This window comes from Streptomyces krungchingensis, assembly GCF_054729265.1.
Genome location: NZ_JBPUKY010000001.1, coordinates 2877335 through 2892364 on the forward strand (window position 1 = coordinate 2877335; position 15030 = coordinate 2892364).

Below are 15030 nucleotides of genomic sequence, written 5' to 3' on the forward strand. Positions count from 1 at the left end.
TGGGTCGCGAGAGTCCTAGAGGCCGACCTCGTTCATCAGCATGCCGACCTCGGTGTTCGACAGGCGGCGCAGCCAGCCCGACTTCTGGTCGCCCAGGGTGATCGGACCGAAGGCCACCCGCACCAGCTTGTCGACGGGGAACCCGGCCTCGGCGAGCATGCGGCGCACGATGTGCTTGCGGCCCTCGTGGAGGGTCACCTCGACGAGGTAGTTCTTGCCGGTCTGCTCGACGACACGGAAGTGGTCCGCGCGCGCGTAGCCGTCCTCCAGCTGGATGCCGTCCTTGAGCTGCTTGCCCAGGTCGCGCGGGATCGGGCCCACGATGTGCGCGAGGTAGACCTTCTTCACGCCGTACTTGGGGTGGGTCAGGCGGTGGGCCAGCTCACCGTGGTTGGTGAGCAGGATGACGCCCTCGGTCTCGGTGTCGAGCCGACCGACGTGGAAGAGCCGCGTCTCACGGTTCGTCACGTAGTCGCCGAGGCACTGACGGCCCTCGTTGTCCTCCATGGTCGAGACGACACCGGCAGGCTTGTTCAGCGAGAAGAACTGGTACGACTGCGTCGCGACCGTCAGCCCGTCGACCTTGATCTCGTCCTTCTCCGGGTCGACCCGCAGGCCCTGCTCCAGCACGATCTCGCCGTTGACCTCGACGCGGGCCTGCTCGACCAGCTCCTCGCAGGCACGGCGGGAACCGTAGCCCGCGCGCGCGAGCACCTTCTGCAGGCGCTCGCCCTCCTGCTCGGCGCCGGGGAAGGTCTTGGGCAGCTTGATGTCCTTCTTGCCCGCGTACCGCTCCCGGTTGCGCTCCTCGGCCCGCGTCTCGTACTCGCGGGAGCGCGCGGGCTCCGTACGGCCGCCACGCTGCTGGCCCTGCTTGGGTCCACCCTTGGCGCCGCCGCGGGCAGCGCTGCCGCGCCCGGACTTCGGGCCGTCCTTGGAGGCGCCGGGGCCCACGTCGTAGCGGCGCTCCTCGGGGCGGGGCTTGCTGGGGCGGCCCTGCCCCTGCTTCTGGTCCCTGCTGTTGCCGGCACCGCGGTAGTTACCGCGCCCACCGCTCTTGCCGCTACCGCTGCCGCTGCCGCTGCTTCGCATCAAAATTCCGTCTGGTCGTCTGCGTCGTCTGTCCCCGGAGCGTCAGGTGCGTCCGGGTCGAACGACGGAACACCTTCCTGCGTCTCGGCCTCGATCGCGTCCGCCTCGGGGAGGAAGGGCGCGAGCTCCGGGAGCTCGTCCAGGCCGCGCAGGCCCATTCGCTCCAGGAAGTAGTTCGTCGTCGTGTACAGGATCGCACCTGTTTCGGGTTCCGTGCCCGCCTCCTCGACCAGACCGCGCTGGAGGAGGGTGCGCATCACACCGTCACAGTTCACCCCGCGGACCGCCGAGACCCGGGATCGGCTGACCGGCTGGCGGTACGCGACGACCGCCAGCGTCTCCAGCGCCGCCTGGGTGAGCCGGGCCTGCTGCCCGTCCAGGACGAAGCGTTCCACGGCCGTGGCGAACGCGGGCCGGGTGTAGAACCGCCAGCCGCCCGCGATGAGCCGCAGCTCGAAGCCGCGGCCCTGAACCGTGTACTCGTCGGCCAGCTCCCGCAACGCGTCGGCGATCTGCCGCTTCGGCCGCTCCAGGATCTTGGCGAGGTGCTCCTCGGTGGCCGGCTCGTCGACGACCATGAGGACGGCCTCCAGGGCCGGCTTGAGATCGAGGTCGGCGACGGTGCGCAGCCCCGCCGGGATCTCGCTGATGTCCTCGCTCACGCCTTCTCCTCCTTGCCCGTGCCGGTCCCCTTGGCGTCGTCCTTGCCCGTCGGTTCCTCGGGGGGCCGGTCGAACTCGTCGGTGACCCGGGGCTGCTCGTCGCCCTCGCCGCCCGTCCAGCGCACCAGCAGGTCCCCGAGGGCCTCCTCCTGGTCGAGGGCGACGGCCTTCTCCCGGTAGAGCTCCAGCAGGGCCAGGAAGCGGGCCACGACGGTGAGGGTGTCGTCGGTGTCCTCGACCAGCGCGCGGAAGCTCGCCTCGCCGAGTTCGCGCAGCCGCGCCACCACGATCCCGGCCTGTTCCTGCACGCTGACCAGCGGCGCGTGGATGTGGTCGACGTAGACCTGCGGCTTGGGCTTCGGCTGCATCGCCTTGACGGCGAGCTTCGCGAAGCCCTCCGGCCCGATGCTGATGACGACCTCGGGCAGCAGTTCCGCGTGGTGGGCCTCGAGGCCGACCGTACGGGGGTACCGGCGAGCCTCCTCCTCCAGCCGCGCGTTGAAGATGTCCGCGATCTGCTTGTACGCGCGGTACTGGAGGAGCCGCGCGAAGAGCAGGTCCCGGGCCTCCAGCAGCGCCAGGTCCGCCTCGTCCTCGACCTCGGCGGCGGGCAGCAGCCGGGCCGCCTTGAGGTCGAGCAGGGTCGCCGCGACGACCAGGAACTCGGTCGTCTGGTCGAGGTCCCAGTCCGGTCCCATCGCCCTGATGTGCGCCATGAACTCGTCGGTCACGCGGGACAGCGCCACTTCCGTGACGTCCAGCTTGTGCTTCGAGATCAGCTGGAGCAGCAGGTCGAAGGGGCCCTCGAAGTTCGAGAGCCGCACCTTGAAGACCCCGTCACCGGCGTCGTCGGAGCCCCCGGAAGGTGCAGGTACGGCATCCGCACCGACGTCCCCGGGCACGGCTCCGGCAGGACCCTCGACGGCGAAGGGCTCCAGGACCTCGACGGAACCCACGGCAGTCTCGGACCGCACGAGCCCGACGGATTCCACGCCCGCCTCGGTCTCCACGGCCGCTTCGGTCGCCACGCCCGCCTCGGACCGCACGACCTCGACGGATTCCACGCCCGCCTCGGTCTCCACGGCCGCCTCGGTCTCCACGACCACTTCGGTCGCCACGCCCGCGGCAGGCTGCTCGCCCCCGGCGGGCGACTCATCCGCGCGGCCCCGCACGGCCGGTCCGACCACCTCGGTCGACGCGGCCGGCTCGACCGGCTCGCTCGCCTCGTCCACCTGCGCGGACACGGCCGCCTCGGCTTCCACCTGAAGCGCGGACGCTTCGCCCGGAGGCTGCGGCGGAGGGGCCGCGGCCGGCGTCTCGGGCGGTGGCGTCGCTCCGGGGCCCCGCCCCAGGACACGCCGACGCCCGCCGGAACCGGCGGCGGGGACAGGGGCGTCGTTCGAGGTCATAGCCGTGGCAGGCTACCGCTACCGCCCACGCAGCCGTCGTACGAGGATGCTCGCGTCCCCCCGGGACTCCAGGTCGGCCAGCACCACGGCCACCGCCTCGCGGACGATCCGCCCGCGGTCGACCGCGAGACCGTGCTCGCCGCGGAGCACCAGCCGGGCGTGCTCGAGGTCCATGAGCTCCTCGGCGGACACGTACACCGTGATCTTCTCGTCGTGCCGCTCCCGGCCGCTGGGCCGGCGGTTGGCGGCCCGCCCCCGCTTGCGGGACGGCTGGGCGGCGGCGGAGCCCTCCTGCGGCGCCTGACGCCCTCCCGTGCGCTCCGCGGCGGCACCCCGGCTGCGGGACTCGCCCGCGTCGGCGGGTTCGGCGTCGGCCGCGACGTGTTCGTCGCCCTCGCCGTCGCCGCCCTGGACGGGCACCGACTGAGGCGCGTCCTCCCCCGCGGCGGCCGCGTCGCTGTCACCCGCGGGCGCCGGAACCCGCGCCTCGCCATTGGCCCGGCGTGAGGGCGTGGACGCCTGGAGCGCCATTCCCCCGGTGGTACGGAACAGTTCGTCGGCCCCCGGCAGACTCACTCGGCGTGACACCGGGCGAGCACCTCCCTGGCGAGCTGGCGATAGGCGGCGGCACCGACGGAGTTGGAGGCGTACGTGGTGATCGGTTCACCGGCGACCGTGGTCTCCGGGAAGCGGACCGTGCGGCCGATCACCGTGTGGTAGACGTGATCGTCGAAGGCCTCGACCACGCGCGCGAGCACCTCACGGCTGTGCACCGTGCGGGAGTCGTACATCGTGGCGAGGATGCCGTCGAGCTCCAGCTCGGGGTTGAGCCGCTCCTGGACCTTCTCGATGGTCTCGGTGAGCAGCGCGACACCGCGGAGGGCGAAGAACTCGCACTCGAGCGGCACGATCACCTTGTGAGCCGCCGTCAGGGCGTTGACGGTGAGCAGGCCGAGCGAGGGCTGACAGTCGATCACGATGTAGTCGTAGTCGGCCATCAGCGGCTTCAGGGCGCGCTGCAGCGTGGACTCACGGGCGACCTCGCTCACCAACTGCACTTCGGCGGCGGACAGGTCGATGTTGCTGGGCAGCAGGTCCATGTTCGGGACCGCTGTCTTCAGGAGCACCTCGTCGGCCGCCATGCCCCGCTCCATGAGCAGGTTGTAGACGGTGAGGTCGAGCTCCATGGGGTTGACGCCGAGACCGACCGAGAGCGCGCCCTGCGGGTCGAAGTCGACGAGCAGGACCCGTCGGCCGTACTCCGCGAGCGCGGCGCCCAGGTTGATGGTCGACGTGGTCTTGCCGACGCCGCCCTTCTGGTTGCACATCGCGATGATCTTCGCGGGGCCGTGGTCGGTCAGCGGGCCCGGGATCGGGAAGTACGGCAGCGGGCGGCCGGTCGGGCCGATGCGCTCGCGGCGCTGGCGGGCAGCGTCGGGCGCGAGCGTGGCCGCGTACTCCGGATCGGGCTCGTACTCGGCGTCGGGGTCGTAGAAGTGCCCCTCGGGCAGTTCGTCGTAGTCGGCGAAGTGGGTGTGGTTCTCGCCACTTCCGTTGCCGGCCATGGCGTTCACGTGATGGCCATCCATGCTCTGGTGTGCTGTCTGAGTCATCCGGGGACTCTGGTGGGCTGCGAAGGTTCGGACAGCGACGGAGCCGACAGCCTTGAGCTCCGTGGGGCCCTGGCCCCGCGCCGGCATTCCTGGTTGACCACCCCCGGGAGTAAATGTCGACTCATTCACAAGTCGTCTTACCTCCTTGGTGACCAGGAAACTTCTAGATAGGTCAGCGTGGCACCATGCCGACGGTTGGCGACTCTATGGCGTGTCACCGGTCCGCAGCAACACAATCCGCCGGACCCGACCCGATGTGTCGGCAACCGAACACCCCTCTGTCAAGGGCGTAAGGCCGTCGCACGGCAGGTTTCACCGGTGTGCGAATCGGTCGAAGGGTTACGTTCGCGGCGAGTTGAACGAGTGTCGCAAAGTGACCCGACACACACCCGGCCGGACCTTGTCGGGCAAGGTCCGGCCGGGTGCGCGGTGTTGACGACCTGTGACGTTTTCCCCCCGATCGAGCGAAGTGCGGACCGGGAAGTATCGACTTTTTACCGGTCGATGACTCAGCCGAGCAGCGTCTCCAGCTCGACGTGCTCGAGGCCGTGCGCCTCGGCGACCTCGCGGTAAACGACCTTGCCGTCATGGGTGTTGAGACCCTTGGCCAGCGCGGGGTCACGGCGCAGCGCCTCGACCCAGCCGCGGTTCGCGAGCTCGACGATGTACGGCAGCGTGGCGTTGGTCAGCGCGTACGTGGAGGTGTTGGGCACCGCGCCGGGCATGTTGGCGACGCAGTAGAAGACCGAGTTGTGGACCGGGAAGGTCGGCTCGGCGTGGGTGGTGGGACGCGAGTCCTCGAAGCAGCCGCCCTGGTCGATCGCGATGTCGACAAGGACACTTCCCGGCTTCATCCGGGACACCAGCTCGTTGGTGACCAGCTTCGGGGCCTTGGCGCCCGGGATGAGCACGGCGCCGATCACGAGGTCGGCCTCCAGGCAGGCCTTCTCCAGCTCGAAGGAGTTGGACATGACGGCCTTGACCTTCGTGCCGAAGATCTTGTCGGCCTCGCGCAGCTTGTTGATGTCGCGGTCGAGCAGCGTCACCTCGAAGCCCATGCCGATGGCGATCTGCGCGGCGTTCCAGCCGGAGACGCCACCGCCGATCACGACGGCCTTGGCGGGCAGCACGCCCGGGACACCGCCGGGCAGCACGCCACGGCCGCCGGCCGCGCGCATCAGGTGGTAGGCGCCGACCTGCGGGGCGAGACGGCCCGCGACCTCGGACATGGGGGCCAGCAGCGGCAGCGCGCGGCTGGGGAGCTCGACCGTCTCGTACGCGATCGCCGTGGTGCCGGACTCCAGGAGCGCGTCCGTGCACTCCTTGGAGGCGGCCAGGTGCAGGTAGGTGAAGAGCGTCTGGTCCTTGCGGAGGCGGTGGTACTCCTCCGCGATCGGCTCCTTGACCTTGAGCAGCAGGTCGGCGGCGGCCCACACCTCGTCGGCCGTCTCCAGGATCTGCCCGCCTGCGGCGGTGTACTCCTCGTCCGGGATCGACGAGCCGACACCGGCGCCGCGCTCGATGACGACCTGGTGGCCGTGGCGCACCAGCTCATGCACGCCGGCCGGGGTGATGGCCACCCGGAACTCGTTGTTCTTGACCTCGCGGGGGATGCCGACCTTCACGTCGATCACGGTCCTTGGCTCAGAGGGTTCTGGGGCTATGCATGCCGAGGCGATGCAAGCCAGGCAATGCATGTCATACCTGACGCACCGGAGCACATCGGGAGACACCACGAAAGAACGCGGCGGAGCCAGTCTAATGAAGGGATTCTCTCTGTCTAGCCTTTCAATACATCAATCTTCAGTGGATGCACTGCGGATTTCGTAGGCGTTAGCGTCGTGTTCCCGGCTGGATGTGCCCTCGGGGAGCTCGTCTCCCAGCATGCGCTCCGCCGCGCCGCGGTGCAGCCGGGCGGCCGCCGGGTCGCCGAGCCGGTCCAGCGTGTCGGCCAGCCTGAGCTGGAGCGCCGCCTGCAGGCGCACGTCGTCCGCGTGCCGCGCCCACTCGACGGCCTCCTGGCAGGTGCGCAGCGACTCCTCGGGCCGCCCCGCGTACTCCTGCACCCGGGCCATCTCGCTCAACGCCCGTGCCTGCGCGGCCACGTCGGCGTTGCGCCGGTGTCCGGTGACGGCGGCGCGCCAATTGCGCAGGGCCTCGCCGTAGCGGCCCGCGTAGGTGTGCGCGGTGGCGATGCGGCCGTACAGCCGGGCGGCGTCCACCCGCTCCCCGCGGGCCAGCCGCTGGGCGAGCGCCCTGCCGTACCAGTCGGCGGCCCGGTCGAAGTCCCCGAGCTCCTGGTGGGCACCGCCTACGGATTCCATCGCGCGGCCGGTCGCATACGGGTCGTTCGCCTCGCGTCCGGCGTCCAGCGCCGCCCGGTAGCGGACCAGGGCGTCGGCGGTCCGGCCGGTCTGCGCGTCCAGGTCGGCCAGGTTCAGCAGCGCAGCGGCCTTCTCGCGCGGCAGGCCGCGCCGCTCGGCGACGTCCAGGACGAGCCGGTGGATGCCGTACAGCTCGGGGGCGGCGGCCCGCGTCCCGACGTGCGCGACCATCGCCCTGACCAGCGCGGCCATGAGGCGGCGGGCCAGCGTGTCCAGCTCCCCGTCGGCGACCGCGAGCCGGGCCGAGGCCAGCAGCGCGGGCTGCCGGATCTCCAGCCACTCGGCGGCGGCCCGGGGGGTGGGGAAGCGCAGCGCGCGGGGCATCCCGGCGAGCTTCTCGCGGGCCGGCGAGCTGTCGGTCTCCGTGATGGCGCGGCAGGACACCAGCAGCCGCACGGTCCGCTCCAGCATGCGGGCGCGGGCCAGCTGGAGCTCGGACGGGCGGTCGTGGATCTCCGTCATCGCCCGCAGCAGGGGCAGCAGACAGCCGGGCACCTCGTACTGCGGCAGCGGCGACTCGACGGCGCGCAGCAGACCGAGCGTGACGAATTCCTCCAGGGCGGAGCGGGCGGCGCCGACCGAACAGCCGGCCAGCGCGGAGGCGGTGTGCGGGTCCACGAGGCCCGCGGGGGCCAGGGACAGCAGACGCAGCGTCCGCGCCGTGGCGGCCTGGAGCGAGCCGTACGAGAGGCGGAAGACGCGGTCGAGGGGTGTGCCCTCCTCGCCGTCGGTGCGCAGGTGCTTGGTGAGGTCGGCGACGGCCGACGCGGGCCGGGCGGCGAGCCAGCCGCCGGCGAGCGCCAGCGCCGCGGGCTGGCCCGCGCACAGCTCGACCAGGCCCTCGGCGGCCAGCGGGTCGACGGTGATGCGGACCGAGCCGGTGTACCGGCCGATGAGTTCGAGGGCGGACTTGGTGTCCATGCCGCCCAGCGTGCAGGGGCGGACGTCCGCGATGCCGGTGAGAGGCCCTCCGGAGACGGCGACGGCCAGGCACTCGGGGGCGTCCGGGAGCAGGGCGTCGACCTGCTCGGCGTCGGCCGCGTCGTCGAGCAGCAGCACCACCCGGCGCACGGCGAAGGCCTCGCGCAGGGCCTCGCCGAGGTCGTCGGCGTCGGCTCCGGGAGGTGTCGTCAGACCCAGGGAGACGAGCAGCTCCCGCGCGGTGCGCTCGGTGGGCACCCGGGTGCCGTCGGGTTCGGTGAGCCGCGCGCGCAGCACACCGTCGGGGTAACGCTCGGCAACCTGCCGGGAGAGCTCCTCGGCGAGCGCGGTCCGGCCGGATCCGGGCTTGCCCGCGATGAGCAGCACGCGCGCGCGAGGCGCCTTCCGCCCGGAGAGGGTGTCCAGGCCCGCACGCTCGATGTCGGCCCTGAGTTCCTTCAACTCTCTTGTACGGCCGAGGAACTGACCCTGCGTGGAAACTGACTCGACAGCCGGCGGCTGCCCTTTCGCCGACACGTTCGTGCCGTCGTCATCCACGGCCGGTTCCGTCACGGGCCACACTCCCGTCCCACTGCACGCGCAAGCCCGCCGGGACTCCGGTTCGGGCGTTTCCAGAGCCTAGTTCACGCTCTGCGACGAACCGTGCGGAGCGCGGCGGACACATCCCCCGATCGGATCAGGCGATCGTAGGACTGGTGGTGTGCCGCGCGCGGCGGCAGGAACCCGTGGGCGGGCGTCAGACCTCGAAGGGGCGCGCGGGCCAGGGCGCCTCGGCCGGGCGCAGCGCGTCGAGGCCGTCGCCCTGCCGTGCGGCGATCAGCGAGAGGACGCCGACGACCAGACAGTTGTTGTGCAGGTCACCGCCGAGCACACCGCGGACCAGGTCCGCGACGGGCACCCGGGCCAGCTCCATGTCGGCCTCTTCGTCCTCGACCTCGAAACGCTCGCCCTCCGCCTCGGAGAGGTCGCGGGCGAGGAAGATCCGCACGGCCTCGTCGCAGCCGCCGGGCGTGGTGTAGACGTCGGTCAGCACGCGCCAGTCCTCCGCCTTGACGTGCGCCTCTTCGTAGAGCTCGCGCTGCGCGGCGTGCAGCGGGTTCTCGCCGGGGATGTCGAGCAGGCCCGCGGGGATCTCCCAGAGCTTGTGGCGCACGGGGTGGCGGTACTGGCGGATGACCAGGACGCGGTCCTCCTCGTCGAGGGCGAGGACGGCCACGGACCCGGGGTGGACCTGGTAGTCGCGGCGGACCACCGAGCCGTCGGGCATGACCACGTCGTCGGTGCGCACCGAGGTCTTGTTGCCCTTGAAGGGGGTCTCGGTCGCCCGGACCTCCCACTCCTCGGCGGTGTCCTTGATCGTCATGGCCTGTCCTCCCACACGTGCGAAAGATCCGGTCCTGTGACGGCACCGGGGCGCACACCTCGCAAGACGCGCACCCCGGCCACCGTACAACCCTTGTGTTACTTGCCCGTCTTGCGTGCCACGGCCGCCTTGACCAGCCCCGCGAACAGCGGGTGCGGGCGGGTCGGGCGGGAGCGCAGCTCGGGGTGGGCCTGGGTGGCGACCAGGTACGGGTGGACGTCGCGCGGGTACTCGACGTACTCGACCAGCTTGCCGTCCGGGGAGGTGCCGGAGAACTGCAGACCGGCCTTCTTCTCCAGCTCGGCGCGGTAGGAGTTGTTCACCTCGTAGCGGTGACGGTGGCGCTCCTCGACGTACTCCTTGCCGTCGTACACCTCGCGCACGATGGACCCCTCGGCGAGCTTGGCCGGATACATGCCCAGGCGCATGGTGCCGCCCATGTCGCCCTCGCCGGCGACGATGTCGAGCTGCTCGGCCATGGTGGAGATGACCGGGTGCGCGGTGCCGGAGTCGAACTCGGTGGAGTTGGCGTCCGGGATGTCGGCCAGGTTGCGCGCGGCCTCGATCACGATGCACTGGAGGCCGAGGCAGAGGCCCAGCAGCGGGATCTTGTTCTCGCGGGCGTACTGGATGGCGCCCACCTTGCCGGAGACACCGCGGTCGCCGAAGCCGCCGGGGATGCAGATCGCGTCGACGTCGCCGAGCTGCTTCGCGGCGCCCGCCGGGGTCTTGCAGTCGTCGGAGGTGACCCACTTGATCTTCACGCGGGCCTTGTTGGCGAAGCCGCCGGCGCGCAGCGCCTCGGTGACCGAGAGGTAGGCGTCGGGCAGGTCGATGTACTTGCCGACCAGGGCCAGGTTGATCTCGTGGAGCGGGCTGTGGACGCGGTCGAGCAGGTCGTCCCAGGTCGTCCAGTCCACGTCGCGGAAGGGCAGGTCCAGCTTGCGCACGACGTACGCGTCCAGGCCCTCGGTGTGCAGGACCTTCGGGATGTCGTAGATCGACTTGGCGTCGATGGCCGCGACCACGGCCGCCTCGTCGACGTCGCACATCAGCGAGATCTTGCGCTTGATCGCGGTGGGCACCTCGCGGTCGGCGCGCAGCACGATCGCGTCCGGCTGGATACCGATGTTGCGCAGCGCCGCAACCGAGTGCTGCGTCGGCTTCGTCTTCAGCTCCCCGGACGGGCCGATGTAGGGAAGGAGCGAGATGTGCACGACGAAGACGTTGTCGCGGCCGACCTCGTGACGGACCTGGCGGACCGTCTCCAGGAACGGCAGGGACTCGATGTCGCCGACCGTGCCGCCGACCTCGGTGATGACGACGTCGACGTCGTCGGTCGCCATGCGCCGGATGCGGTGCTTGATCTCGTTGGTGATGTGCGGGATGACCTGCACGGTGTCGCCCAAGTACTCGCCGCGTCGCTCCTTGGCGATCACCGTCGAGTACACCTGACCGGTGGTGACGTTGGCCGAGCCGTCCAGGTCCACGTCGAGGAAGCGCTCGTAGTGACCGATGTCCAGGTCGGTCTCGGCGCCGTCGTTGGTGACGAACACCTCGCCGTGCTGGAACGGGTTCATGGTGCCGGGGTCGACGTTCAGGTACGGGTCGAGCTTCTGCATGGTGACCCGAAGGCCCCGCGCCTTGAGCAGCGCGCCCAGGCTGGAGGCGGTGAGGCCCTTGCCGAGGGAGGAGGCGACACCCCCGGTGACGAAGATGTGCTTGGTCGTCGTGGATTTGGGCGGCATGGCCAAAGGGGGGCTCCCGTGGTCGCGGTCTGGGGTGCGTGCCGGCGTGGGGTCCGGAGATTTCCGGAGGTGCCGTCGCTGCGGTTCGGGGGTTTCTTGCCCACCGGTCCACGGGCTACCAGGGTATCAGCGACAGAACAGGACCGCTTCCGGCCACGCTCCGCGCACACCTGGGCACAGAGCCCGCACAGCCCTCACTCGATCGGCCCACCCGGGTTGCCGTGAGCGGCACGCGGATCTTCCAGGTGCGTCGTATCCTGCTCGGACACTCGCTGCCGAGCCCGGCCGGCACACGGCACCATCCCCGCCCGTATCCCGGAACAAAGAGAGCTCGTCAGTTCGTTTCGCAACGACAATCGCACCGACAATTGACGTTCCGCAGCGGCGCAACACCGACGTTCCGCAACAACAGACGCTTCGCATTGCAAACGTTCCCTCTGACCGTTACATACGTTCCCCTGACCGCAAGAGCGACCGCCCCTGACGGGGGGCGACGTGGCCGTTCGACTGGAGATGCACGTGGCCGGGCGCATCGAGGACTACGCACTCATCGGAGACATGCAGACAGCCGCGCTGGTCTGCCGGGACGGCACAGTCGACTGGCTGTGCCTGCCCCGCTTCGACTCGCATGCCATCTTCGCGGGGCTGCTCGGCACGGAGGAACACGGGTTCTGGCGGCTCGGCCCGGCGCACGCGTCCGACGCCGAACCGCCGACGGCGGCACGGCGCAGGTACCGCGGCGACTCGCTGATCCTCGAATCCGAGTGGGACACCCCGCGGGGCACGGTCCGGGTGACCGATTTCATGCCCCCGCGTGACGGCGCGCCGCAGCTGATCCGGATCGTCGAGGGCGTCACCGGCCGGGTGCCGATGCGTTCCGCGCTGCGGATGCGTTTCTCGTACGGGCGAGTGGTCCCCTGGGTGCACAAGCACGAGGGACGCACCGTCGCCGTCGCAGGACCCGACTCCGTGTGGTTCGACACGGCCTGCGAGACCTACGGCAAGGCGCTGACCACGTACGCCGACTTCACCGTGGCGCCGGGCGACCGGATCGCGTTCACCATCTCGTGGGAGCCCTCGCACAAGGAGCCGCCCGCGCTGCCCGAGCCGGAGCAGTCCCTGGTGGCCACCGAGGAGTTCTGGCGCGACTGGGTCGAGCAGTGCACGTACCACGGGCCCTACCGCGAGGCCGTGGTCCGCTCGCTGATCACGCTGAAGGCCCTGACGTACGCGCCGACGGGCGGAATCGTCGCCGCCCCGACGACCTCGCTCCCGGAGGAGATCGGCGGCGTACGCAACTGGGACTACCGGTACACGTGGCTGCGCGACGCGGCGATCACCCTCTCCTCGCTGCTGCGCACCGGCTACCGCGAGGAGGCGCGCGCCTGGCGCGAATGGCTGCTGCGCGCCGTCGCGGGCGACCCGGAGAACCTGCAGATCATGTACGGCATCGCGGGCGAGCGGGAGTTGGGTGAGGCGGAGCTCGACTGGCTCCCCGGGTACGAGAACTCGATGCCGGTCCGCGTGGGCAACGGCGCCGCGCACCAGCTCCAGCTCGACGTGTACGGCGAGGTCACCGAGGCCCTGCACCTGGCCCACATGACGGGCCTGTCCCGCAACGACTACGCCTCGCTGCTCCAGTTGAAGCTGATCCGCTACCTGGAGGACCACTGGGACCAGCCCGACGAGGGCATCTGGGAGGTGCGGGGTCCGCGCCGGCACTTCGTGCACTCCAAGGTGATGGCCTGGGTCGCCGTCGACCGCACCATCAAGCTCATCGAGTCCGGTGACGCGGACGGTCCGCTGGAGAAGTGGCGCGAACTGCGCGACGACATCCACCGGGACGTGTGCGAGAAGGGCTACGACAAGGAGCGCAACACGTTCACGCAGTCGTACGGCTCCAAGGAACTGGACGCCTCGCTGCTGCTGATTCCGCAGATGGGCTTCCTGCCGCCGGACGACAAGCGGGTGATCGGCACGATCGAGGCGATCCAGCGCGAGCTGTCCACCGCGGACGGGTTCATCCTGCGCTACCCGACCGCCGGTGAGGACGCGGGCGTGGACGGTCTGGAGGGCGACGAGGGAGCCTTCCTCGCCTGCTCGTTCTGGATGGCCGACGACCTCGCGATGATCGGCCGGGTCGACGAGGCCCGCAAGCTGTTCGAGCGCCTGCTGGCCCTGCGCAACGACCTCGGGCTGCTCGCCGAGGAGTGGGACCCGAACCTGCAGCGCCAGGTGGGGAACTTCCCGCAGGCGTTCAGCCACGTCCCCCTGATCGACACGGCACTGCGTCTGACGGCTTCGGGAGCGTACGGCGGCTGACCCGGCGCACCCCGCCGAACAGGAGGGATCCGCCGTGCCCGCCTAGGCTTGAAGCAGTCCTGTCCCCTGCCGGAAAGGGGGCGGCTGCGATGGCTCCCCTTTCGAAGGCGGGCGCGGCGCTCGCCGCGCTCCGCACGGATCTGAGCGGCGAGGTCCTCGCCCCGGACGACCTGGGCTACGACGAAGCCCGGGTCGTCTTCAACGCGATGATCGACCGGCGGCCCGCCGTGATCGCCCAGTGCGAGAACGAGGCCGATGTGATCCGCTCGGTCCGCTTCGCACGGGACCTGGACCTGGCGGTCGCGGTCCGCGGCGGCGGGCACAGCGTGGCGGGGATGGCCCTCGGCGACGCCGCCCTGGTGATCGACCTGCGGCGGATGCACGAGGTCACGGTGCACCCCGGATCGGCGAGCGTACGCATCCAGGGCGGCGCCACGATGAGGCACATGGACACCGCCACCCAGCCCCACCACATGGCGACCACCGGGGGCCGCGCCTCCACGACCGGTGTCGGCGGCTTCGTGCTGGGCGGCGGCACCGGCTGGCTGGACCGGGCGTTCGGCCTCGCCATCGACAATCTGCTCGGCGTCGAGCTCGTCACCGCGGACGGTACGGCCGTCCGCGCGAGCCACGAAGAGAACCCGGAACTGTTCTGGGCGCTGCACGGCGGCGGCGGGAACTTCGGTGTCGCCACCGCGATCACCCTGCACCTGCACGAGCTGCCCGAGTTCTCCTTCGCCCTGGTGATCTTCCTCCCCGAGCACGGGCCCGACGTGCTGCGCACCTACCGCGAGCTCATCACGACCGGCCCGCAGGAGGCCGGCGGCGGCATCCTCTACCTGACCGGTCCCCCGGAGGACTTCATCCCCGCCCACCTGGTGGGCACGCGGCTGCTCGCCGCCGTGGTGACCTACACGGGCGGCGAGGAGGATCTGCGCAAGGTCGCCCAGCCGCTGCTGGCGCTGCCGCACGAGGCGGAGATCGTGACGGCCATGCCGTACGCGGAGTTCCAGACGATGTTCGACGACCCTCCCGACATGCGCAACTACTGGTCCGCGGAGTACATGGCGGCGGCCCCCGACGCCATGCTCGACGTCTTCCACTCCCTCGGCGAGAGGGTGCCCGTGCCCACGGGAACCCAGCACGTGCTGTTCCCGCAGGGCGGCGCGATCACCACCGGGCCCGCCGACTACCCGGTGCCGTACCGGGACGCGCCCTGGGTGGTGCATCCCTTCGGCGTCTGGGAGGACCCCGCCGACGACGAACGGTGCATCGACTGGGTCAGGGAGGTGCGGGAGAGCGTACGGCGCTGGAGCACCGGCGCCGTCTACCTCAACTTCATCGGCGACGAGGGCGCGGACCGGATCGTGGCCGGTCTGGGCGCCGAGAACCTCAGACGTCTGGCCGCGGTGAAGGCCTCGTGGGACCCCGACAACGTCTTCCGTTTCAACCACAACATCAGGCCCGTGCCGGAGTGAGCGCGGCGGCCGGCACC

11 protein-coding genes are annotated in these 15030 nt (G+C 70.8%); 2 read left to right on the forward strand and 9 right to left on the reverse strand.

Annotated elements, in window-relative coordinates; all coding sequences use genetic code 11:
- Positions 1-15: 15 nt before the first annotated feature.
- The 9 genes from ACSYGO_RS12855 to ACSYGO_RS12895 form a co-directional block, all read right to left on the reverse strand.
- Positions 16-1092, reverse strand: a complete 1077-nt coding sequence (locus tag ACSYGO_RS12855; RefSeq protein WP_460386716.1) for a pseudouridine synthase — start codon at positions 1090-1092, stop codon at positions 16-18.
- A complete protein-coding gene (scpB, locus tag ACSYGO_RS12860) occupies positions 1092-1754 on the reverse strand; it encodes an SMC-Scp complex subunit ScpB (protein WP_426682354.1) in 663 nt (220 codons plus the stop codon). The genes ACSYGO_RS12855 and scpB overlap by 1 nt, the downstream gene beginning before the upstream one ends.
- Positions 1751-2998 carry a segregation and condensation protein A gene (locus ACSYGO_RS12865; RefSeq protein ID WP_426682353.1) on the reverse strand — a complete coding sequence of 416 codons (1248 nt, stop codon included), beginning with the start codon at positions 2996-2998 and terminating at the stop codon, positions 1751-1753. Before ACSYGO_RS12865 ends, scpB begins: the two co-directional genes overlap by 4 nt.
- Positions 2999-3181: 183 nt before the next feature.
- Complete coding sequence (locus ACSYGO_RS12870; protein ID WP_426682352.1) at positions 3182-3751, reverse strand: hypothetical protein; 570 nt, start codon at positions 3749-3751, stop codon at positions 3182-3184.
- Positions 3736-4863 (reverse strand): ParA family protein, encoded by a 1128-nt coding sequence (locus tag ACSYGO_RS12875; RefSeq protein ID WP_345648230.1) that lies wholly within the window; start codon positions 4861-4863, stop codon positions 3736-3738. The genes ACSYGO_RS12870 and ACSYGO_RS12875 overlap by 16 nt, the downstream gene beginning before the upstream one ends.
- A 422-nt stretch (positions 4864-5285) precedes the next feature.
- Positions 5286-6410, reverse strand: coding sequence for an alanine dehydrogenase (ald, locus tag ACSYGO_RS12880; RefSeq protein WP_426682351.1), 1125 nt, complete (start codon positions 6408-6410; stop codon positions 5286-5288).
- Between the two features lie 162 nt (positions 6411-6572).
- Positions 6573-8654, reverse strand: a complete 2082-nt coding sequence (locus tag ACSYGO_RS12885) for a tetratricopeptide repeat protein (RefSeq protein ID WP_460386717.1) — start codon at positions 8652-8654, stop codon at positions 6573-6575.
- A 184-nt stretch (positions 8655-8838) separates the two neighbouring features.
- Positions 8839-9465, reverse strand: a complete 627-nt coding sequence (locus ACSYGO_RS12890; protein ID WP_095933339.1) for an NUDIX domain-containing protein — start codon at positions 9463-9465, stop codon at positions 8839-8841.
- Between the two features lie 98 nt (positions 9466-9563).
- Complete coding sequence (locus ACSYGO_RS12895; protein ID WP_460386718.1) at positions 9564-11213, reverse strand: CTP synthase; 1650 nt, start codon at positions 11211-11213, stop codon at positions 9564-9566.
- A gap of 513 nt (positions 11214-11726) precedes the next feature.
- On the opposite strand from ACSYGO_RS12895, the gene ACSYGO_RS12900 reads away from it, so the two are divergent.
- Together ACSYGO_RS12900 and ACSYGO_RS12905 are read left to right on the forward strand one after the other, a co-directional pair.
- Positions 11727-13535 (forward strand): glycoside hydrolase family 15 protein, encoded by a 1809-nt coding sequence (locus tag ACSYGO_RS12900; RefSeq protein ID WP_426682371.1) that lies wholly within the window; start codon positions 11727-11729, stop codon positions 13533-13535.
- Positions 13536-13624: 89 nt separating this feature from the next.
- On the forward strand, positions 13625-15013 hold the full coding sequence (locus tag ACSYGO_RS12905; RefSeq protein WP_460386720.1) for an FAD-binding oxidoreductase: 1389 nt from the start codon (positions 13625-13627) through the stop codon (positions 15011-15013).
- Positions 15014-15030: the final 17 nt, after the last annotated feature.

What these genes read in the sequence shown, in the direction of transcription:
- ACSYGO_RS12905 (WP_460386720.1), top strand. Translation starts at nt 13,625, where the DNA reads ATGGCTCCCCTTTCGAAGGCGGGCGCGGCGCTCGCCGCGCTCCGCACG.
- ACSYGO_RS12875 (WP_345648230.1), bottom strand. Translation starts at nt 4,863, where the DNA reads ATGCCGGCGCGGGGCCAGGGCCCCACGGAGCTCAAGGCTGTCGGCTCC.
- ACSYGO_RS12900 (WP_426682371.1), top strand. Translation starts at nt 11,727, where the DNA reads ATGCACGTGGCCGGGCGCATCGAGGACTACGCACTCATCGGAGACATG.
- ACSYGO_RS12855 (WP_460386716.1), bottom strand. Translation starts at nt 1,092, where the DNA reads ATGCGAAGCAGCGGCAGCGGCAGCGGTAGCGGCAAGAGCGGTGGGCGC.
- ACSYGO_RS12890 (WP_095933339.1), bottom strand. Translation starts at nt 9,465, where the DNA reads ATGACGATCAAGGACACCGCCGAGGAGTGGGAGGTCCGGGCGACCGAG.
- ACSYGO_RS12895 (WP_460386718.1), bottom strand. Translation starts at nt 11,213, where the DNA reads ATGCCGCCCAAATCCACGACGACCAAGCACATCTTCGTCACCGGGGGT.